This window comes from Marinobacter sp. es.048, assembly GCF_900188435.1.
In the GTDB taxonomy this organism is placed as follows: Bacteria; Pseudomonadota; Gammaproteobacteria; order Pseudomonadales; family Oleiphilaceae; genus Marinobacter.
Window position 1 is genome coordinate 171,190 of record NZ_FYFA01000002.1, and the last position, 20,014, is coordinate 191,203.

Sequence of the window (20,014 nt, forward strand, 5' to 3'; positions counted from 1 at the left end):
TTCAGACTCCCAGAAGATGACGAATGACATACACAGTGACAAACCCCGCAGCCATAAAGCTAAGGGTGGCCGCCAGCGAGCGAAGCGAAAGCCGGGACAGACCGCAAACTCCGTGTCCGCTGGTGCAACCGGAGCCGTACCGCGTACCGACACCCACCAACAACCCGGCAATGATGAGTGCGGGATAGCCGGCCTCGATTTCAATGGGGGGAAGCTCGGTTGCCAGTATCCAGACGGCCGGTGCTCCGATCAGCCCGGCAAGGAAAGCCAGGCGCCAGGCAATATCACCCTTGGCCGGGGACAGAAGCCCACCAAGGATTCCACTGATGCCCGCAATCCGCCCGTTGAGAAGCAGAAAGCTGGCGGCCGCAATGCCCACCAGAATGCCACCCGCCAGCGCAGACCAGGGGGTGAAGTTATTCCACGCAATTTCAATCATCTGATACTCCGAGTGTTAAAGCTGTCTATTTTGGAATAAGCATATATCTTGGGGCAATAATACCAAAAAAAAGCCCGGCAAAGGATGCCGGGCAGAGGCGTGCGAGTAGTATCCATGAAAGACTTCCAGACAAACCGGCATCAGCAGGGACGCCGGTATTGAGAAGTATTGACCATATTTTGAACACTTCAAGCGAGAGTCACTTTCGTTTGAAAACATTTTTTCATATCGGATACGTCTTTATACTGCGCCCTGTCGCTGTGCGGCTTCCAGGCCGACTGAAATCCGGCCAAAGCTGTAATACAATAGGCTTCCGAAAGAAATATCCGTACCCCCGAGGTTGTAACATGTCTGACGAGAACGACAATAAGCCGGAGAATGATCCGCAACTGGCGGCAAAAATCAAGGGTTCTGCCCGCCAGATCTGGTTGGCGGGGCTCGGAGCCTACACAAAGGCCGAGGAGGACACCGGTCGCTTTTTCGATCGTCTTGTTCAGGAAGGTGAGCAGTTGGAGAACAAAACCCGGGGCGCGGTCGAAAAACAGATCAAGTCCGTGGAGGACCGTGTTGAAGGTGTTCGCGAGCGTGCCACCGGCACCTGGGACCGGCTTGAACACATGTTCGATGAGCGGGTATCCGGGGCTCTGAGACGCCTGGGGATCCACCGTCGGGAAGAGATCGAATCCCTCGAACGCCGGGTTGAAGCTCTTGAATCAGAACTTGCCTGCCTGCGCGATCGTGCCGGCGATGACGAAGAGTAATAGCTCCGCCGCTCAGAGGTAGTCCCGGCTCATGAGCCGGGCTTCTTCCCGGTCGTCGGGTGTCAGGTAAGGAATGACCAGGTGCATCATCTGGTAAACACCGCGGCCCGGATCGACCGACTCCCTGTCTTCCAGGTGGGAAATAGTATCAAAAGCGCTCCAGTAACAGGCGGTTAGCGTCAACTGTTCACACAAAGATTCAAGTTCTTCCGGATTAATTGCCATGATGCCCTGGCGCCGGAAGCTTTCACAAATCGTTCGAAAGGCGACCATTTTCTTCTTCTGGATTCGCTTGAACCGCACCTGCAGCTGATCGTAGCGGGACAAAACGTTGACCAGGTCCTGATACAGAAACCGGTAGCGGGCCACGGTCTCGAACAGCAGGTGCAGGAAAAAACCCTGTTGGTCGAGGCTGATGTCGGCATCTTCTGGAACCGCGAGCAGATCTACCATATCGTGCTCGTACTGGTCGAAAAGCTCCTCGACAATGTCGCCCTTGCTCTTGAAGTGGTAGTAGAGGTTGCCCGGACTTATATCCATCTCATCGGAGATCAGTAACGTGGTGACATTGGGCTCACCGACGCTGTTAAACAGCGCCAGGCTAGTCTGCAGAATACGGTCGCGGGTTTTGATTTTTTTCATGTCGCGCCGGGCCAGTCCCTAGAGTTCGAAGCTCGCCCAGACCGGACAATGGTCGGACGGCCGTTCCATGGCGCGAATGTCGTAGGAAACGCCAGCCTGCCTGGCTTTCGGCAGCAGGCTGTCACTGGCCATGATCAGATCGATCCTCAGGCCTCGCCTTGGATCCCGCTCAAATCCTTTGCTGCGATAATCAAACCAGCTAAAAGTGTCCGCTTCCTCAGGGTGCAGGTGTCTGAACACATCGGTATAGCCCCGCGATTCAACCTGCCCCAGCCATTCCCGTTCTTCCGGAAGGAAAGAGCATTTGCCGGTCCGCAACCAGCGTTTGGCATTGTCTGCGCCGATACCAATGTCCTTGTCGGTTGGGGAGATGTTCATATCTCCCATGACCAGCACGTGGCCGCCGGCTTGCTTGAGCTCGTCCAGGTAGCGCATCAGGTCGGCGTAGAACTTTTCCTTGGCAGGGAACTTCACGGGGTGGTCACGGCTTTCGCCCTGGGGAAAGTAACCGTTAATCACCGTCAGGTTTTCACCATTGACGGTGAAATGGCCGGTAATCAGTCTACGCTGGGAATCCTCGCCGTCCCAGGGATAGCCTTTGACAACCGCTTCCGGTTCTGCCTTTGACAGCAGGGCAACGCCGTAGTGGGTTTTCTGGCCGTGGAAATGCACGTGGTAGCCAAGCTCCCGGACCGCCTCGACCGGAAACTCATGGTCCTGAACCTTGGTTTCCTGAAGACCGATAACATCTGGCGCAAGGGCGTCGATAACGGCCTCAAGCTGATGCAGGCGGGTGCGGATACTGTTGACGTTGAAAGAGACGAACATCATTGCAAAAAACTCTCCGGCGTTGATTCCCGCCGGAGTTTAACACACTGGCCCCAGAGATCTGCCTTGGCAGGGGCGACAGTTTCAGAGGGTCAGTTCACAATCCGGGCTGGTTTCCACGGCATAGCGGATATGGGCGGTGTAGTTTTCGTCCAGGTTTTTTCGGATATTGGTCAGCCCAAGATAATCGGAGAGTGCACCGGAATCGTCGTAACCCAATACGATGGGATCCACCAGGAACCTGAGCACCACGCCGGTCGGGCGTATCTGTACCACGTGATCGGCATTCACCCGTTCATTCTCGACCTGTTCCATGACGAAGCCATAGTGCTCGCCCCGGGTCGGCCCAAGGAACCGGAATTCCACGGGGTCGCCGGCCACCACACTCTGCCAGTTCTGGCGGACAAAGTTATCGAACCCTGAGTCCACTACGGTGCTGGGCGGATAGGCCACCTGGAATCGCTCGGAGTCGCCCCTGGGCGTCTGCCAGTTAATAACCAGGGTCTCCGCCTTGGGGTATGTGATCTCCATTTTTTCATCGAACATCGGCTGCACGAAGTCTACGGTCGGGCGAAGCACTGTTGCATCATATGCCAACGCCTTGCGGGCGAACGACTCCTCTGCATCCGGTTTGAGATAGGCCACCTCATGCTGTTGGGGCCGGAAGACTCCATCCTCACAGGTGCCGTCAACGGCGTGGCGCTCCTCGTAGATCACCGTGCCATCACCGGTGGTCGCGGTACCGGTAAACCGGAAATCCTGCGCAAGGGCCGGCAGGGCCGCAACCATCAAGGCAAGGGAAACTGTCACGGTCGCGTTTCTCATCGCACCAGCTCCGGATAAAGCGTTTTACGGGCGAACAAGAGCAAGGGGAAAACAACCAGCCACCCAAATGCCAGCGCCATCAGCGAGGGCATCAATTCGGGCAGCTCCACTGCGCCGAGCTGACTTGCAGACCAGTAGGCAAACGGCCCGGCGAAGGGCGCAAGCACGAACGGCAGCCAGGCCTTCTTGCTGATCCAGTCCAGAGAATGACTCAGGGTGGTCATGAAGATGGCCCACATAGCCACCAGCCAGGGTGGCGTCAACATCACCTGCCCGGAACCGTCATCCAGAATTCCGGTATGGAACCAGATGCCATCCAGAACGGAGCCGACCACGGTTCCCAGGCCAATGAACTGAAGCTCCGTCATCCGGTTCTGGCTAACCAGCACAAAATGCAGGACCAGAAACACCACCACGACGCCGGCACCGATCAGACCCGGATAAGACACACAGGCAAACCAGCCGGCCTGGAACAGGAGGAAGTTCAGTACGTTACGGGCAGTTTCTGAGGCGATCATACGCTCAAGATGTTCTCGCGTTTGTTACCGGGCTTGGCGAAAACCAGCTGCGCCACGCCAATGGCGCGTTCGCTGAAGCCCGCCTCACAATAGGCAAAGTAAAAGTGCCAAAGCCGCCGGAACGCCTCGTCGTAACCCATGGACTGCAACGTCTCGCGCTGGGCCATGAAGCGGTCACACCAGTCTCGGAGCGTACGGGCGTAGTGAAAGCCGGTATCTTCGGCATGGGTCAGCACCAGTTTGCTTTCCTTGCGAACCGACTCCAGGATCGCTCCGAACGAGGGAATAAAGCTGCCAGGAAATATGAAGCGCTGAATGAAGTCCACGTTCTTCAGAGCCCTCTGGTAACGCTGTTCCGGCATGTTGATGGCCTGCACAAGCGCCAGGCCATCCGGCTTGAGCAGGGCGTTAATCTGGGAAAAGTAGCTGTCCAGGAATTGCGGGCCAACGGCTTCGATCATCTCGATGGAGACCAGTTTGTCGAACTGGCCTTCAAGATCACGGTAATCGTCGAACAGGAGGGTGATACGGCCTTCCAGGCCCTCTTTCTGAACCCGCGCTTTCGCCAACTCCAGCTGTTCCCTGGAAATGGTCGTGGTGGTCACGTGGCAGCCATAGTGCTTGGCAGCGTGGATCGCAAAACCGCCCCAGCCGGTGCCGATTTCAATCACCTTGTCTCCCGGCTGGAGATCCAGTTTCCGGCAAATGGTGTCCAGCTTGTGAACTGCGGCCTCTTCGAGCGTGGATTCGGCGCTCGCGTAGATGGCCGAGGAATACATCATGGTCGGGTCGAGGAAGGTCTCGAACAGGTCATTGCCCAGGTCGTAATGAGCGCTGATGTTCTTCCGCGAGCCTTCCTTTGTGTTCCGGTTCAGCCAGTGAAGGCCTTTCAGGGCGGGCTTGGTAACCCAGCTGAATCGGTCTTCAAACTCGTTCATGCGATCGACGTTGCGGGTGAAGAACCGGAGCAGGGCAACCAGATCGGGCGTAGACCAGTCACCTGCCACATAAGCCTCGGCTGCGCCGACACTACCGCCGGTCAACAGGTCCCGCCAGGTGGAGTGATCGTGGACAATCAGTTCGGCAGGCGGGTATTGGCTATTGCCGTCTCCGAATACGAGGTCGTCAAATCCGGATTCTCTTACCGTCAGTTGGCCTTCGCCCAGTAACCGGAGTTGCTGAATCACCAGGGTTCTCGCAAACCGGCTGAGAGCCGGCAGGCTGCCCGAGCCGGATGTGGTGTTTTCAACCGAAGTATTCAGGTTCTCCATGAGCTTACCCTTCCACGAATCTTGTCATTGGTCTCAGAGCTGGTGACGTCCAGCCCGGAATCATCGTGCCCACGGCGGTAGGCGGTATCGTCTTCGGGCAGCTTGTCGGGGTGGGTGTAGAACGGTGCCCCCTTGAGCTTGAGGCGGAGAGCGTGCCAGTAAATACCTGCCACAACCTTGAACGCCTCAAGCGGAAACTTTCGAAGACTTCTATGCACATCTTTACGAGTGAGAGGGGTACGTTGGACTACCAGAGTGGCATCAAAATGCTTGCGGCCCTCTTCCAGAACATTCATGTGAATTCTGAGCTCCGGGCCACGGAAACTGAACGTCCACTCGTAATGCTGGTCCATGCCATTGAACGGCGACACATGAAAACGCTTGCTGAAGCCAAACTGCTCGGTGCGCCAACCGGCCTGGTTGGGCTCAGCTCCCGTGGTTTCCAGGCAGTAGGCATGGCGATCGTGCCAGGGCGTGTTGGTAATCTGGGCGACGATAACTTTGGGAACCACGCCATCAGCGGGGCATTCCCCGGATTGGTAGCAGAAATAGAAACTGACCGGGTTGAACACATAGCCGAAGTAGCGGGGGTGGGTGATCAGTTCCACTTCACCGTCCGGGCGCCAGCCGGTGGCTTCTTCTACGCGATCGCGAACAGCAACCGACAGGTCATCAGTGTCCGGGCGAAAATAATCACTGCGCTTCAGGGAGATCCAGTTGAACCGCTCCAGGGAGAAAAGCGGACTGACTCCGGCAACCTGACCCCACTCATCGGTGTCCAGGGCCAGCATGCCGGTGCTGTAGCTGAATTCATGTTGGACCGGGTACTTCCGTCTGTGCCGGACAGTACCCTCCAGCCACTGGCTGTTCATAGTCAAAGCTCCACCCCGAAGGCCCGGGTGACCCGCAGCGCACTGCGAACGCCGTCTTCGTGGAACCCGTTGAACCAGTAGGCACCGCAGTAATGGGTGCGATTCTGGTCACCGATCTCATCGTAGCGTTCCTGGGCGGCCACCGCGTCCAGGGTGAACACAGGGTGAGCGTACTCGAAGCGTTTGATAACTTTTTCGGGGTTGATATCCCGGCTTCGGTTGAGGGTCACACAGAAGGTTTCCGGTGCATCGTGGAAATTCTGCAAAATGTTCATATTGTAGGTAACGGAGACAGGTTCCGTGCTGTGGGTCGGAATAAAGTAGTTCCAGGCAGCCCAGGCGCGGCGGTTATCCGGCAACACGCTGCTGTCGGTGTGGAGCACCACATCGTTGTTCTGATAGGCCATCGCACCCAGGATATCCCGCTCCTTGTCTGTCGGGTCTGCCAGCATGGCAAGCGCCTGATCGCTGTGGCACGCAAAAATCACCTGATCGAACTGATGATCGTGGCCCTTTACCGAGACGGTCACGCCATTTTCATCCCTGACCACCCTGTCGACAGGGCTGTTCAGGTGCGTAGCATCGCCCAGGCGTTCCATCATCTTTTTTACGTACTGGGCGGAACCACCGGATATCACTCGCCAGGTGGGGCGGTCATCCACGGACAGCATGCCGTGATTGTTAAAAAACTGCAGGAAGAATCGGATTGGAAACTGTTCCAGAATGATCTCCGGCGCTGACCAGATGGCCGCACCCATGGGAACGACATAGTAATTCCTGAAATAACGGGAATAACCATTCCTGTTCAGATATTCGCCAAGGGTCTCATCATTGTTAATGTTACCCGCCTCCAGGTCTGCCCGGGTTTCCTTGTTGAAGCGCAGAATCTCCCGCACCATTTTCAGGAACGGCAGATTCAGCAGGTTCCGGCGCTGGGCGAAGAGGGTGTTCAGGCTGGTGCCGTTGTATTGCAGGCCAGTGTTGCTGCAATCCACGCTGAAGCTCATGTCGCTGACTTCCGAGGGCACACCAAGCCGCTCCATCAACTTGATGAAATTGGGGTAGGTCCAGTCGTTGAATACGATAAACCCCGTGTTTACCGGCCAGGTTTGGCCACCGGCTTCGACCGGCTCGGTATTGGTGTGACCGCCGGCATAGTCGCCTGCCTCAAAAACCTGAACCTCGTGTTTCTCGGCCAAAAGCCAAGCAGCCGTGAGGCCAGAAACGCCGGCCCCAATGACAGCAATCCGCTGACGCTCACTACTCATCCATTGTTTTCCTGTTCGGTGTTGCTTTTACGGGCCAAGGAGGCCGATATACGGTCGATCAAAGGCCGAGGAAGGGCGCCCAGCGCTTTCAACATCCAGGTAAAACGCTTGGGGAAGGCTATTTCGTTCTTACCACGCGCCAGGCCACTGACAATTCGTTCCGCCGCATCCTCGGCCGAGACCAGAAAGGGCATGGGGAAATCGTTGCGGTCGGTCAGTGGGGTCTTCACAAACCCGGGTGAAACCACCACAACGTCGATGCCTTCGGCGGCAAGGTCTGCCCTGAGGGCATGGGCAAAGTAGGTCAGGGCAGCTTTGGAAGCGCCGTAACCTTCTGCCCTACCAAAGGGAAACCACCAGGCCGACGAACTGACAATCACCAGAGTGGCCGGCTGGCCCTTTGCCCGACTGCGCCGGAGCGCGGGCAGGGCAATATCCAGGCATCTAGCGGTTCCAATCACGTTGGTGTAAATGTTTTTTTCGATCACATCACTGCTGTAATGGGCAATATCGAGATATTCACAGGTGCCAGCGTTGAGAATAACCATGTTCAGGTCGCCATTATTCTCCAGCGTCCCGGCGATGGTCTGAAGATCTTCCTTGCTGGTGGCGTCTGCGGCGGCGGGGATGATCCGCTCGGGCGCCACGGACGCAAGCTCCTCGAGCACTCCCTGGCGTCGACCAGTGATAACAAGCCGGTGACCACCGCGTGCAAGTGCGCGGGTTACGGATTCGCCAATACCTGAGCTGGCTCCGGTAATCCAGATGTTCGAGGTTTCCTGAAGTCGATCACTCATCCTGCCTGATCCTTGATCCAGCGAATCAACCTGCCAACCACCGGCAGGTTTTCGTAGAGCATTTCCCCTGCATCGAAGTAATCGCGGTGGTAGCAGACCATGCCATCGCGGATCTCCAGGTGGCTGATGCCTTGAACGTGAACTTCTTGGCCTTTGCGAATGCGCTTGTGACGCAAATGCATGACCCAGGGCACTGCAGCACACTCCCCTTGAACAACTGCTTCACCGAATTCGAAGTGACAGGAGATTACGTTGGCATAGGCCCCGGCAAAATAATGAGTCAGTTGGTCAAGCCCATTTACCGTGCTAAGGGGATCCTGGAATCGGATATCCTCGCTGTAGACCCGGGAGAGCTTGTTCAGATTACCCTTGTCCAGTTCGTTGAACAGGGCCCTGAAACTGTCGAGAGTTGCCGGCACCGCCGAGTTACGCGTACCTACTTCTATCTTAGAGGCGGTTGTCATTGCCTGCTCCTTCTCATTCTATCCAGTTCGCGTGTTTCTTCCTGAATATGCTTGGGTATGGGGTTCAGCTCCCAAATGATGCCCAGCTTGGACATCAACCACAGTCCATACCAGGTGATGTCAATTTCATACCACCGGAAACCCTGGCGAACGGACTGAGGCCAGCGGTGATGATTGTTGTGCCAACCTTCTCCAAGGGTAAGCAATGCCAGCCAGAAGTTATTCCGGCTGTCGTCCGAAGTCTCGAATCGGCGCTTGCCCCAGACATGGGAGAGCGAATTGATCGAAACTGTGGCGTGAAACAGCACCACTGTTGAGACAAAGAAGCCCCAAACGAGCAGCTGCAGGCCAGTGGTCCCGAGGCCTGGCGCCCAGGCTGCAAGAGCTTCGCCCAGGGCGTAGATGCCGACGGCGGCCAGGGCAGGTACGAGCGCATCGAACCGGTTTATCAGCTTGAGTTCGGGAAACTTGAGCCAATCGCGAATCCGGCGTTCGTCGGTCGCGAAGCCGGCGTCACAGGTGAACCAGCCCATGTGCGACCACCAGAAACCACCCTGATGAGGCGAGTGGAGATCCTGTACGTCATCCGAGTGCTGATGATGATGCCGGTGATGAGCCGCCCACCATAATGGACCGCGCTGGGCAGCGCTGGCTCCAAGAACGGCGAACACAAACTGGGCAGGACGGCTGGTTTTGAACGTCTTGTGGGCAAAGTAACGATGGTAGAATCCGGTAATCGCGAACATGCGCACGAGGAAAAACGCGATCGCAAACCCGATGGCGAAGGCGCTAACTCCAGTGTAAAAGGCCAGAAGGCATGCCAGATGGAGCGCAATGAACGGAATAACCCGTAGAAAATTGAGTGATCTGGACGAGGTGTCTATGTGATCCGAACCCGCTTCGGAATCGAACCACCTCAGAATGTTTGTAAGCCAATGCTGCATTCGGGTCATACCCTGATTGCCCTTTCTCTCTAATGGAACCTTGATCGCACACTCAGCCATGTTGCCGCTGAAGTTTCAGGTGAGTTGTACGATCTCACTACCGTAATTGGATGCACGATAAACCATGTTTAATCAAACCTTTGATTCTCCACTTATACGCCGTATCGCTATTGTTGGTTCAGGCCTCGCCGGGCTGACAGCCGCGATCCAACTGCAGGGCCTCGGCCATCACATCACCGTTTTTGAAAAGAGCCGGGGACCGGGTGGCAGGCTAGCGGCAAAACGTGTAACCGGCGGATCAGCCGACTTGGGCGCGCAATACTTCACCTCCCGAAATCCCGAATTCCTGCCTTTTCTTCGCAAATTTGCCGGGCCAGACAGTTTCGGACGTTGGCAAGGCCGGTTTGGTTTCCAGGCGGATGCCGATAAGTGGGAATCCTTCCCTCAGGAAACCCGTTACGTGGGTACACCGCGCATGACGGCCATAACCCGGGCGCTGTCCGAGCACGCAAGGGTTGTCACTGAAACGCGTGTTGGCAAATTGGCCCGAAACGACCAGTCTTGGGCCATCTCCGATACCGACGGGAACCATTTGGGAGACTTTGATGCGGTGATCATTACCGCGCCACCGGCACAGGCCCGGGAGCTGCTGGCGGACAGTGGCCTTAAAAATCTGGCTTCCCATCTTGACGATCCGGTGAGCAGGGTCCTGCCGTGCTGGGCCGTTGCAGCCCATTTCCCGGTGTCGCCCTGGGTTTATCATGAAGGTATGCGCTGCCGGCACCCGGCGTTGTTCTGGGTGGCCAACAATTCCAGCAAACCGGGCCGGGAGGATGAGGGTCAGTGGTGGGTGTTGCACGCCAGTCCGGCGTGGACGGAAGCGCATGTTGATACACCCGCCGACCAAGTTGCCGACAAGCTTCTGGCGGCTTTTCGTGAAACTACCGGCTTTGATACCGGCCCGGATGAAGTTGTCACGCATCGATGGCTTTATGCCCGCTCCGAAGGCGGAGAACAGCCCGGCCACCTCTGGTTCCCGGATTACAGGCTTGGGTTGGCCGGCGACTGGCTCAGCGGTGGTCGGGTTGAGGGCGCGTTCGACAGCGCCTGCGGGCTGGTTGCCGAGCTGAACGCCTTGGCTGCTACTCGGTGAGCGAAGTCGGGCTGCCGGTGGTGACATCCGGGCGAGTGTAGAAATGGGTGATGGTGCCGTCACTGAATTTGCTGAAGAAGGCGCTCACATCGGTGATTTTCCTCAGTGAACGGGTGCGGTGAATGGGTTCGCGCACCAGCACTTTAATCCCGTTGAAATTGTCCTGGATGTTGGAAAACCGCGCCCGCATCGAACAGGTCACGACCTGGGCCGGATTAAGGGAGAGTTCTCCGGCCAACCAGGCGCTGTGCCGCTCAATACCTCTGGCTGAAAAGTCTTCCCCGGTATCCAGATGGTTCAGCTTCACCCGGTTCACAATGCAGAAGGAGAAGCTCTTCGGGTGTTTGCGGGCCACTTTCCGGAATGCCTCCCAGAAAAAGTTGTCGGTAAGCTCCGCAAAATAGGCCATATCGCTCAGGCAGGTATCCACCCATTCAAAATTCTCCGGGTCATCCAGTACTTCATTGATTGCTTCCCGAAGCAGCCAGTCAAAGCCGAGTGCAGTCTTGTGGGCATACACCTTCCGGTACATTTGGTGCCGGCTATAAACAAAATCCTCAAGCGCACCCAGGCCTTTCTGGGTGATCGCCAGTCCGAGCCAGGGCTCGGACACATCCCAACCGAAACGCAGGTTGCTCAACAGGTGATCCAGATTGAAACCGCCGATGGTGACTGACGAGTGGAATCCGTCACGGAGCATATAATCGGCGCGGTCGGCGTCGATCTCACCGGATACAATGGACGACAGAAGGTCCATCACCAGGCCCGGAATGTTCTCGCTCAGAGGTGATCCGGCGGCGGCATCCTCTCCGGCAATAAAGGCCCAGAAAGTCCGGGCATGGCGGCAAAATGTCTCGCTGGGTCTTACCGTTGTGGTTTCCATAATGCCGATAACGTCCCGGGCGAAGAGACCGGCACTCTCAAGATCTACTGCCATGAGCACATCGTGGGCCACACGCACTGAATAGTGTTCGTGCTCCAGTTCATCGGGCTCTTCCGGGTGATAGGCAGAGTAATCCACGCCGCGCCAGAGATCCCGGAAACGACCGGGCCGCGACATCAGTTTCCGGATCCGTCGGGCCTGGGTGAACTGGTGGGAAAAGCTGGAATGGCCACTGTCGTGCAGCAGGCAACCCAGCCGAATGGTTTTGGCCAGGTAGTCGATCGCGTCCAGCTGGCTCAGGCTCAGGTCCGTCTGCTCGCTCAGCTGGCGTTCTCTCAAATAGGCGTCAATCATCGACCGGAACATCCGGGTGCCCACATGCATCACGCCGATACTGTGCAGGAACCGCGAGTGGGTCGCGCCCGGAAAGACCAGGCTCAGAATGTCGTTCTGGCAGATGTTTCGAAGTCGCTGGAAAAGCGGGTGGTCGATCACCTGGATTTCATGCCGGTAAAGGGGAATCCCTCCGTGAACCGGATCCATGATCAACTTGTCATAGGCTCCGAGAAGATCGTTAACGGCACGTCGCATCAGATGGAATCTCCCAATTTCATAAAACTGGCCTTGTTATATCACAGGGGCGTGCCAGAATAGGCTTATTCATGCCAATTTATCGTTTATCGCTGGTAGTTTAGGGCTGTCGCCATGACCTCGCGCACCGAGCGCATACTTATAATAGACGCCGATGAAAAGGCCCGTACGGATCTCGCCCGGTACCTTGAAGCGAGGGGGTTCTACGTGACCGGTTACCCGGATCTTGCCGGCGCAAAGGCACTGTTTGACGATAACATTCCCGACGTCATCTTTGCAGATCTGTCTCCGGAGGCCATCCGGGACCTCGCCAATCGTCTTGAAGAAGCCGAAACCTTCACCCCTATTGTCGCCTGTTCATCGAGTGAAGCCAGTGCTGATGTGGTCAGCGCGCTCCGGGCCGGCGCCGCGGATTTTGTCCTGAAACCCTGCAACGACGACAAGGGCGCTCTGGATGATGTCCTCGGGAAACTGTTTGACCGGGTCCGGGTCAACCGGCTGAACCAGCTTTACCGGCAGGAATTGGAAGAGGCGAACCGGGATCTTCGGGACGGCATTGCCGAACTCAGGGCAGACCAGCGGGCCGGCCGGAAGGTCCAGTTACGGATGCTGCCTGAGCACGAGCAGGTAATGAGTGGCTTGCACGTGGATCACATGATCAAGCCGTCGCTCTATCTGAGCGGTGACTTCCTGGACTACTTCCGTATTTCAGACGACAAAGTGCTGGTTTACATCGCTGATGTCTCAGGCCACGGCGCCAGCTCGGCGTTCGTGACGGTACTGCTGAAAAACCTGACGAACCGGCTGCAGCGAAACCTGCGTCGCGGTTCCAGTGAGGACATCCTGTACCCGGACCGCTTCCTGGAGCGCATCAACACAGAGCTGCTGGATACAGGCCTCGGGAAACACGTAACCGTGTTCGTTGGCATTATTTCCCTGAGTGAGCGTAAATTGAATTACGCAGTGGGCGCACATTTCCCGATGCCCATTCTGTCCTTCGAGGGAGGGGAGACGGCCTTTCTCGAGGGTAGCGGGCTGCCGGTGGGGCTGTTCGAGACCCCGGAGTGGGAGGTGTATGAAGTACCCCTGAACAAACCCTTTCACCTGACCCTTTTTTCGGATGGAATTCTGGAAGTTATCCGGGAAAAAGGTTTGGATGAAAAGGAACGGACACTACTTGAACTCGTATCGGGAGGTCGTCACACTATCGCCTCCCTTGGCGAAGCTCTGAGTCTCGATCAGATCACAGAGCTACCGGACGATATCGCTATCGTATCGGTAACTGATACCATTAATGGATCAGATAACACCCCGTCGAAATAGTGGCAGTGTGAAACATGGCTGGTTACAAGATCCTGCAAGCTGAAAAACAGGGCATTTATGTCCTGAAGTTTATCGGGGAAATCCGGCTGAACCTGTGTTCGACGCTGGACAATCTGGTTGAGTCCATCACTCAGGACCCGCAGTTCAAAACCGTGGTGATCGACCTGACCGAAACCGAGATTATCGACAGCACTACCCTGGGCCTGCTGGCCAAAATAGCCATGGCGGCCCAGAAACAGAGCCATTTCCTGCCCACGCTGATTTCGACCAACCCTGACATTACCCGCATTATCACTTCCATGGGATTCGACAAGATTTTCATCATTGTCCGAGAACCCGCGTCCCGTATTGAAGAGCTTGAAGAAATACCTGTACTCAGGGCCAGCGAACAGCAGGTTCGGGACAAGGTTCTTGATGCCCACAAGGTTCTGATGGGGCTGAACAACCGAAACAGGGAAGAATTCAAGAATCTGGTGCGCGCTCTGGAATGTGAAGAGCCCGGTTAACGCCCACGCCGAATGTGCGCGGCCTTGCCGGTTTCACACCTGATCTGAAAAAATGGAAGAACTATGTCTGAACAATCGATGCCTCAGAACTCTGGGGCAACCGGACCGATGCACGACGTGGCGGTTCTGGGCGGCGGCAGTTTTGGCACCGCCATGACCAAGGTGCTGGGCGAAAACGGTCATCGCGTGCACTTCTGGATGCGCGGTGAGGCCCAGGCCGAAGAGATTCGCACCACCCGTGTTAACAGCCGCTATATGCCGGGTATTGAACTGGCCGGTGATATACAGCCCACCACCGATCTTGCGGATGCCGTCAGCAAGGCAGAAACTGTGTTTGTCGCCATTCCCAGCAAGGCCTTTCGGGCCGTCATCCGCGAAAACTGCGATAAATTCCACGATGACCAGATTGTTATCAGCCTGACCAAGGGCATTGAAGAGCACGGCTTCAAGCTGATGAGCGAGATTCTCCAGGAAGAGATTCCGCGCTGTCGCACAGGCGTGCTAAGTGGACCCAATCTGGCGGGTGAGATTGTCAACCGGGACCTGACCGCTACCGTGATTGCCGCCAAGGACCCCGATGTGCGCCGTGCCGTTCAGGATCTGCTCGGCTGCGAATACTTCCGCGTTTACGCCAATGTGGATGTTTATGGCGTGGAACTCGCCGGAGCATTGAAGAATATTTATGCGATTGTCGCCGGTTTGGCGTCCGCCCTCGAGATGGGAGAGAACGCCAAGGCCATGCTGATCACCCGGGGCCTTGCCGAAATGAGCCGGTTTGCAGTAAGCCTTGGCGCCAACCCCATGACCTTTATGGGGCTGGCAGGTGTTGGCGACCTGATTGTGACCTGTACGTCCTCCAAGAGCCGAAACTATCGTGTGGGCTACGCAGTGGGGCAGGGCCAGAAGCTGGACGACGCCGTCGCCGACCTTGGGCAGGTTGCCGAGGGTATTTACACCCTGAAGCTGGTAAAGGAAAAGGCAGAGGCGATTGGCATCTACATGCCATTGGTCCGTGGGCTTTACGAGATTCTGTACGATAATGCCTCAATTAAAGCGGTTATCAACAGCCTGATGATGTCGGTCCAGAATTCCGACGTAGAGTTTATATTGCCGCGTACCATTAGCCAGTAGAGCTGCCAGGAAACGCCGGAGACGGTCTGAAAGGAGAGAGCCCTTGCAACTGCTCATCATGCGCCACGGCGAAGCTGGCTGGCATACGCTGGATCAGGAGCGTGAACTGACCGAATCCGGCAGGCTGGGTGTTGCCGAGGTTGCTGCCCGTATCGCGGAGTCTCCCTGGCGACCAAAGTTGATCTGGAGCAGTCCCTATGTAAGGGCCCGGCAAACCGCCGCTATTGTGTCCGAGATCCTTAATTGTCCCGTTGAAGAGAAGATGTTCATTACCCCGGATGACGACCCCGGCGAATGCCTTGACGCGCTGATCGAACAGCACGAATCGCCCTTAATGATTGTCTCCCACATGCCGCTGGTCGGGGGGCTGGCCACCCTTCTGGTAGATGCGCACCGTAGGGGCATCCCGTTCATGACCTCCCAGGCGGTGATGCTCGACATGCCAGTGGTTGGCCCCGGTTGCGCAGACTTGAAAGCGCAGTTTCTGCCCTGATAGTCCCGTTATTCGATTTCTGGATCCTCAAAACTCGAGCCTGACTATGTACAGCTTTCCGATTGACTACGTAGAGCCGGTATTTCGGCCTCCAAGCGAAGCAAAATCACTGATCCTGCCAGTTACCAACGGCTGCTCCTGGAATAAGTGCACCTTTTGCGAGATGTATACCCAGCCGCAGAAGAAATTCCGGGCGCGCAAGCCTGAGGACGTGATGCAGGACATTCAGAATGCGGCCCGCAGCTTGGGCGGCGTGCGCCGGGTTTTCCTGGCGGACGGTGACGCCATGGTGCTTCCCACCCGTCGGCTGCTGGAGATTCTCGGCCAGCTCCGGGAGGCTTTTCCGGACCTGCAGCGGGTCTCCAGCTACTGCTTGCCTCGCAATCTTGCCAAAAAGACAGTGCAAGAGTTGGCACAGCTGAAAGAGGCCGGCCTCCAGATTCTCTACGTTGGAATGGAATCCGGCGATGATGAGGTTCTGCGCCGCGTAAACAAGGGAGAAACCTGGGAATCCACCCGCTCGGCGCTGGTTAAGATTCGCGAGGCGGGCCTTACCAGTTCTGTGATGGTGCTGAACGGCCTTGGGGGTGAGAGTCTCTCGCGTCAGCATGCTATCAACACCGCCACACTCTGCAACGAGGCTCAGCCGGATTACCTTTCGACTCTGGTGGTCAGCTTTCCTCAGGGAGAAGAGCGTTTTCGGGAAGGTTTCGGTGATGATTTCGTTCAGCTCTCGCAGCAGGGACTGTTCGAAGAAATTCGGCTCTTTCTTGAGCATCTTGAGCTCAACAAAACCATTTTCCGCAGTGACCATGCGTCCAATTATCTTGTACTCAAAGGGACGCTGGGCAGGGATAAGCAGAAGATGCTGGACCAGGTTAACCTGGCCATCACCAACCCCGGCGCCGCCCCGTTGCGCGCGGAATGGATGCGCGGGTTGTAATTCACGGAACCGGGAGCCACCGTTATGAATATGAATCCAGAAAATCTTGCCAAGCAGGTGGAGGAAACCGTGAAGAATGCCGGGAATCCACCCGTTGATCAGTGGAACCCTGAGCTCTCCGGGGATATGGATCTGCGTATCAGCCGTGATGGTCAGTGGATCTTCAAGGGCGAGCCGCTGGCTCGCGAAGCTATCGTACGTCTGTTTTCCACCATTCTTCGCCGGGAAAGTGATGGTGAATACTATCTGGTGACGCCCGTTGAAAAGTGGCGCATACAGGTTGAGGATGCGCCGCTGCTCGCTCACTCACTGCACGTGTCCGGAGAGGGCAACCGGCAGGTGATTTCCCTGACCACCAATGTGGGCGAAACCCTCGAGATTGGCCAGCACCATCCGCTGGAAGTGGGGATCTATCCTGATTCGGACGAACCCCGTCCCGTTGTGAAGGTTCGCCATGGTGTCGAAGCACGACTGGTAACCGCGGCCTATTACGACCTGGCCGAGCATGTGGTCGAGCGAAATGAAGACGGCCATCCGGTTCTCGGCGTCTTTAGTCACGGAATTTTCTACAAAATCGGGCAGGGTGGTTGAAAACCCGTACCGCGGCCCCAGAATTACGGTAGAAAACGCATTAGCTCAGTTGTTAAACTGTGTTTTCATACTTGTTACGAGCCTGGCTCTCTAACGAGGCCCGGTGGTCGTTAGTCCCTCTGTGCAGTCTGGCTGTTCACGATCACTTTCGATTGCCTAAATCAATTAAACAGTCATTGCGACACGCAAGGAGATCACATGGCCCAACCTCGTGTTGTCACCATCCATTACACGCTCACCAACGATCAGGGAGAGCAGCTTGACTCCTCCCGTGTAGAAGGTCGCGAGCCTCTGTCTTATCTGGAAGGTGCACAGAACATTATCGGTGGACTGGAAAGTGCACTGAACGAAAAGAATGCAGGCGATCAGGTTAAGGTGTCTGTAGAACCTGGTGAAGGCTACGGCGAAGTTAACGAAGAGCTGATCCAGCCGGTTCCGCGTTCTGCATTCGAAGGCGTCGATACCATCGAGCCGGGCATGCAGTTCCAGGCGCAAACCCCGGGCGGCCCCCAGGTTGTTCGTGTGGTTGAAGTTGGCGACGAAACCGTCACCATCGACGCCAACCATCCGCTTGCCGGAGAGACTCTGCACTTCGACGTAGAAGTGGTAGAAGCTCGCGATGCGACTGATGAAGAGCAAGAGCACGGCCACGCTCACTAAGCTTTTCTGAAGCGCGATCAAAAACGGCTCCCTAGGGAGCCGTTTTTTTATGTACGTGAAAATTTTGTCGGAGGAGTAAGAATTGTCGGATTACGGCTTCGCCTAATCCGACCTACGGGGTTGGTGTGAGGTTTCGAATGGCGTCTTTGTAGGTTGGATTAGGCGCAGCCGTAATCCGACAGCAAAAAGAAACGGCCCACGAGGGGCCGTTTTATCACCGGAATCCGAACTTACATGTTCGGATAGTTCGGGCCACCGCCCCCTTCCGGAGTCACCCAGTTAATGTTCTGGGCAGGATCCTTGATATCACAGGTCTTGCAGTGAACACAGTTCTGGGCGTTGATCTGGAAGCGCTTGCCGCTGCCGTCGTCTTTCTCGACAACTTCATAAACACCAGCCGGGCAGTAGCGCTGCGCAGGCTCATCAAATTTCGGCAGGTTGTCGCGAATCGGGAGCTCCGGATCAGTCAACTTCAAGTGAACCGGCTGATCTTCCTCGTGGTTGGTGTTCGAAATGAACACCGAGGACAGACGATCGAAGGTCAGGGTGTTATCCGGCTTCGGATAGGTCACCTTCTTGCACTCGGCTGCCGGCTTCAGGGTGGCGTAATCCGGTGTGGTGTCGTGGAAGGTGATCGGCAGACTGCCACGCAGGATGTTCTGCTCGACGAAGGCGATAGCGCCGCCAACTATATTGCCGAACTTGTGCATGGCCGGGCCGAAGTTACGCTCGGCGTAGAGCTCCTTGAACAGCCAGCTATCCTCAAACTTCTTCTGGAAGCTGCTGATCTCTTCGCCGCTCTTGCCGTCTTTGAGCGCTTCAAAAACAGCCTCGGCGCCCAGCATACCGGACTTCATGGCGGTGTGGGAGCCCTTGATCTTGGAACCGTTCAGGGTGCCGGCGTCACAGCCCAGCAGCAGACCGCCCGGGAAGCTCATCTTGGGCAGGGCGTTGTAGCCGCCTTTGGTAATTGCACGAGCGCCGTAAGAGACACGTTTGCCGCCTTCCAGGTGCTTTTTGATCTCCGGATGCAGCTTCAGGCGCTGAAATTCCTCGAACGGGCTCAGGTGCGGGTTGCTGTAGGACAGATCGGTGATCAGGCCCACGTAGACCTGGCCGTTCTCAAGATGATAAAGGAAGGAACCACCGGTGGAACCGGTCTCTTTCAGGGGCCAGCCAGTAGTATGAACCACCAGGCCCGGCTCGTGTTTGGCCGGATCAATGTCCCACAGTTCCTTGATACCGATACCGTAGTGCTGAGGGTCCTTGCCTTCATCAAGCTTGAATTCGTTGATCAGGCGCTTGCCCAGATGACCACGGCAGCCCTCGGTGAAGAGGGTGTACTTGGCGCGCAGTTCCATGCCCGGCATGTAGCCGTCTTTTTCGGAACCGTCACGGGCGACGCCCATGTCGCCGGTAATGATGCCTTTTACCTGACCGTCTTCAACGATGGTCTCGGAGGCAGCGAAGCCAGGATACACTTCTACGCCCAGGCCCTCGGCCTGTTCGGCCAGCCAGCGGCAGAGGTTGCCAAGGCTGATGATGTAGTTGCCATGGTTGTGCATGTTTTTGGGCACAAACGCATTGGGGATCTTGGTGGCGCTTTCCTGGTTTTTCAGCAGGAAAATGTCGTCACGGGTAACCGGTGTGTTGAGCGGGGCGCCTTTCTCTTTCCAGTCCGGAAAGAGTTCGTTGAGGGCAGTGGGCTCGAATACGGTACCGGCCAGAATGTGGGCGCCGATCTCAGAACCTTTCTCTACAACGCATACGGTGAGTTCCTCGCCAGCTTCCTGTGCCATTTGCATGACACGGCACGCTGCCGACAGGCCCGCCGGGCCGCCGCCGACGATCAGAACATCAAATTCCATCGATTCGCGTTCCACGTTGGTCTCCTCAAACATCTTTAGTGGATATTATGTGCCCGCAGGCCAATTATTCTGGGCGGCCATCATACCGGTAAAACTGCCTATAGACGACTACCCCAAGCCGGTCTGACCGACTTGCATAACCAAAAGGATACCGTACTTGAAGAATCAAACAAACGTTTGTTTGAAATTCGCTCTGTCCTTTGGCATTGTAAGAGCACACTGAAACATCGTGTGTTTTGAGTC

22 protein-coding genes are annotated in these 20,014 nt (G+C 56.3%); 9 read left to right on the forward strand and 13 right to left on the reverse strand.

The annotated features are described in order from the left end of the window. Nucleotide 1: 1 nt before the first annotated feature. A complete protein-coding gene (locus CFT65_RS11805) occupies nt 2–439 on the reverse strand; it encodes a YeeE/YedE family protein (RefSeq protein WP_088828345.1) in 438 nt (145 codons plus the stop codon). 347 nt (nt 440–786) lie between these two features. On the opposite strand from CFT65_RS11805, the gene CFT65_RS11810 reads away from it, so the two are divergent. Continuing rightward, on the forward strand, nt 787–1,200 hold the full coding sequence (locus tag CFT65_RS11810; RefSeq protein ID WP_088828346.1) for a phasin family protein: 414 nt from the start codon (nt 787–789) through the stop codon (nt 1,198–1,200). Between the two features lie 12 nt (nt 1,201–1,212). On the opposite strand, the gene CFT65_RS11815 is transcribed toward CFT65_RS11810, so the two are convergent. The 10 genes from CFT65_RS11815 to CFT65_RS11860 all read right to left on the reverse strand — a co-directional run bounded on the left by CFT65_RS11815 (nt 1,213) and on the right by CFT65_RS11860 (nt 9,638). Beyond that, on the reverse strand, nt 1,213–1,842 hold the full coding sequence (locus CFT65_RS11815) for a TetR/AcrR family transcriptional regulator (protein WP_088828347.1): 630 nt from the start codon (nt 1,840–1,842) through the stop codon (nt 1,213–1,215). An 18-nt stretch (nt 1,843–1,860) separates the two neighbouring features. Further along, the gene (gene xthA, locus CFT65_RS11820) at nt 1,861–2,673 is read right to left on the reverse strand and encodes an exodeoxyribonuclease III (protein WP_088828348.1); all 813 of its coding nucleotides are present in this window, start codon (nt 2,671–2,673) and stop codon (nt 1,861–1,863) included. A gap of 81 nt (nt 2,674–2,754) precedes the next feature. Then, nucleotides 2,755–3,495 (reverse strand): hypothetical protein, encoded by a 741-nt coding sequence (locus tag CFT65_RS11825; protein ID WP_088828349.1) that lies wholly within the window; start codon nt 3,493–3,495, stop codon nt 2,755–2,757. Next, nucleotides 3,492–4,013, reverse strand: a complete 522-nt coding sequence (locus CFT65_RS11830) for a DUF2878 domain-containing protein (RefSeq protein WP_088828350.1) — start codon at nt 4,011–4,013, stop codon at nt 3,492–3,494. Before CFT65_RS11830 ends, CFT65_RS11825 begins: the two co-directional genes overlap by 4 nt. Beyond that, nucleotides 4,010–5,284, reverse strand: a complete 1,275-nt coding sequence (locus CFT65_RS11835) for an SAM-dependent methyltransferase (RefSeq protein ID WP_088828351.1) — start codon at nt 5,282–5,284, stop codon at nt 4,010–4,012. The genes CFT65_RS11830 and CFT65_RS11835 overlap by 4 nt, the downstream gene beginning before the upstream one ends. Next, nucleotides 5,272–6,156 (reverse strand): DUF1365 domain-containing protein, encoded by an 885-nt coding sequence (locus tag CFT65_RS11840; protein WP_088828352.1) that lies wholly within the window; start codon nt 6,154–6,156, stop codon nt 5,272–5,274. The genes CFT65_RS11835 and CFT65_RS11840 overlap by 13 nt, the downstream gene beginning before the upstream one ends. A 2-nt stretch (nt 6,157–6,158) precedes the next feature. Further along, complete coding sequence (locus CFT65_RS11845) at nt 6,159–7,424, reverse strand: NAD(P)/FAD-dependent oxidoreductase (RefSeq protein ID WP_088828353.1); 1,266 nt, start codon at nt 7,422–7,424, stop codon at nt 6,159–6,161. After that, on the reverse strand, nt 7,421–8,221 hold the full coding sequence (locus CFT65_RS11850; RefSeq protein WP_088828354.1) for an SDR family NAD(P)-dependent oxidoreductase: 801 nt from the start codon (nt 8,219–8,221) through the stop codon (nt 7,421–7,423). The genes CFT65_RS11845 and CFT65_RS11850 overlap by 4 nt, the downstream gene beginning before the upstream one ends. Beyond that, nucleotides 8,218–8,685 (reverse strand): nuclear transport factor 2 family protein, encoded by a 468-nt coding sequence (locus CFT65_RS11855; RefSeq protein ID WP_088828355.1) that lies wholly within the window; start codon nt 8,683–8,685, stop codon nt 8,218–8,220. Before CFT65_RS11855 ends, CFT65_RS11850 begins: the two co-directional genes overlap by 4 nt. Continuing rightward, a complete protein-coding gene (locus tag CFT65_RS11860; RefSeq protein WP_088828356.1) occupies nt 8,682–9,638 on the reverse strand; it encodes an acyl-CoA desaturase in 957 nt (318 codons plus the stop codon). The genes CFT65_RS11855 and CFT65_RS11860 overlap by 4 nt, the downstream gene beginning before the upstream one ends. Nucleotides 9,639–9,753: 115 nt before the next feature. Between CFT65_RS11860 and CFT65_RS11865 the strand changes: the two genes are divergently transcribed. Next, nucleotides 9,754–10,782 carry an NAD(P)/FAD-dependent oxidoreductase gene (locus CFT65_RS11865; protein WP_088828357.1) on the forward strand — a complete coding sequence of 343 codons (1,029 nt, stop codon included), beginning with the start codon at nt 9,754–9,756 and terminating at the stop codon, nt 10,780–10,782. Here the strand turns inward: CFT65_RS11865 and CFT65_RS11870 are convergent. Further along, nucleotides 10,772–12,256 carry an HD domain-containing protein gene (locus CFT65_RS11870; protein WP_088828358.1) on the reverse strand — a complete coding sequence of 495 codons (1,485 nt, stop codon included), beginning with the start codon at nt 12,254–12,256 and terminating at the stop codon, nt 10,772–10,774. The genes CFT65_RS11865 and CFT65_RS11870 overlap by 11 nt on opposite strands. A gap of 114 nt (nt 12,257–12,370) precedes the next feature. On the opposite strand from CFT65_RS11870, the gene CFT65_RS11875 reads away from it, so the two are divergent. The 7 genes from CFT65_RS11875 to CFT65_RS11905 all read left to right on the forward strand — a co-directional run bounded on the left by CFT65_RS11875 (nt 12,371) and on the right by CFT65_RS11905 (nt 17,903). Beyond that, complete coding sequence (locus tag CFT65_RS11875) at nt 12,371–13,579, forward strand: PP2C family protein-serine/threonine phosphatase (RefSeq protein ID WP_088828359.1); 1,209 nt, start codon at nt 12,371–12,373, stop codon at nt 13,577–13,579. A gap of 14 nt (nt 13,580–13,593) precedes the next feature. After that, nucleotides 13,594–14,085, forward strand: coding sequence for an STAS domain-containing protein (locus CFT65_RS11880; RefSeq protein WP_064230439.1), 492 nt, complete (start codon nt 13,594–13,596; stop codon nt 14,083–14,085). 63 nt (nt 14,086–14,148) lie between these two features. Beyond that, on the forward strand, nt 14,149–15,216 hold the full coding sequence (locus tag CFT65_RS11885; RefSeq protein ID WP_088828360.1) for an NAD(P)H-dependent glycerol-3-phosphate dehydrogenase: 1,068 nt from the start codon (nt 14,149–14,151) through the stop codon (nt 15,214–15,216). A gap of 43 nt (nt 15,217–15,259) precedes the next feature. Further along, the gene (locus tag CFT65_RS11890) at nt 15,260–15,709 is read left to right on the forward strand and encodes a SixA phosphatase family protein (RefSeq protein ID WP_088828361.1); all 450 of its coding nucleotides are present in this window, start codon (nt 15,260–15,262) and stop codon (nt 15,707–15,709) included. Between the two features lie 46 nt (nt 15,710–15,755). Next, entirely contained in the window at nt 15,756–16,652 is an 897-nt protein-coding gene (locus CFT65_RS11895; protein ID WP_088828362.1) for a radical SAM protein, read from the forward strand. A gap of 24 nt (nt 16,653–16,676) precedes the next feature. Continuing rightward, nucleotides 16,677–17,243 carry a DUF1285 domain-containing protein gene (locus CFT65_RS11900; protein ID WP_088828363.1) on the forward strand — a complete coding sequence of 189 codons (567 nt, stop codon included), beginning with the start codon at nt 16,677–16,679 and terminating at the stop codon, nt 17,241–17,243. Nucleotides 17,244–17,441: 198 nt separating this feature from the next. Then, on the forward strand, nt 17,442–17,903 hold the full coding sequence (locus tag CFT65_RS11905) for an FKBP-type peptidyl-prolyl cis-trans isomerase (protein WP_088828364.1): 462 nt from the start codon (nt 17,442–17,444) through the stop codon (nt 17,901–17,903). 230 nt (nt 17,904–18,133) lie between these two features. Here CFT65_RS11905 and CFT65_RS11910 read toward each other — a convergent pair whose 3' ends face one another. Continuing rightward, nucleotides 18,134–19,786 carry an electron transfer flavoprotein-ubiquinone oxidoreductase gene (locus CFT65_RS11910; RefSeq protein ID WP_088829543.1) on the reverse strand — a complete coding sequence of 551 codons (1,653 nt, stop codon included), beginning with the start codon at nt 19,784–19,786 and terminating at the stop codon, nt 18,134–18,136. Nucleotides 19,787–20,014 lie beyond the last annotated feature (228 nt).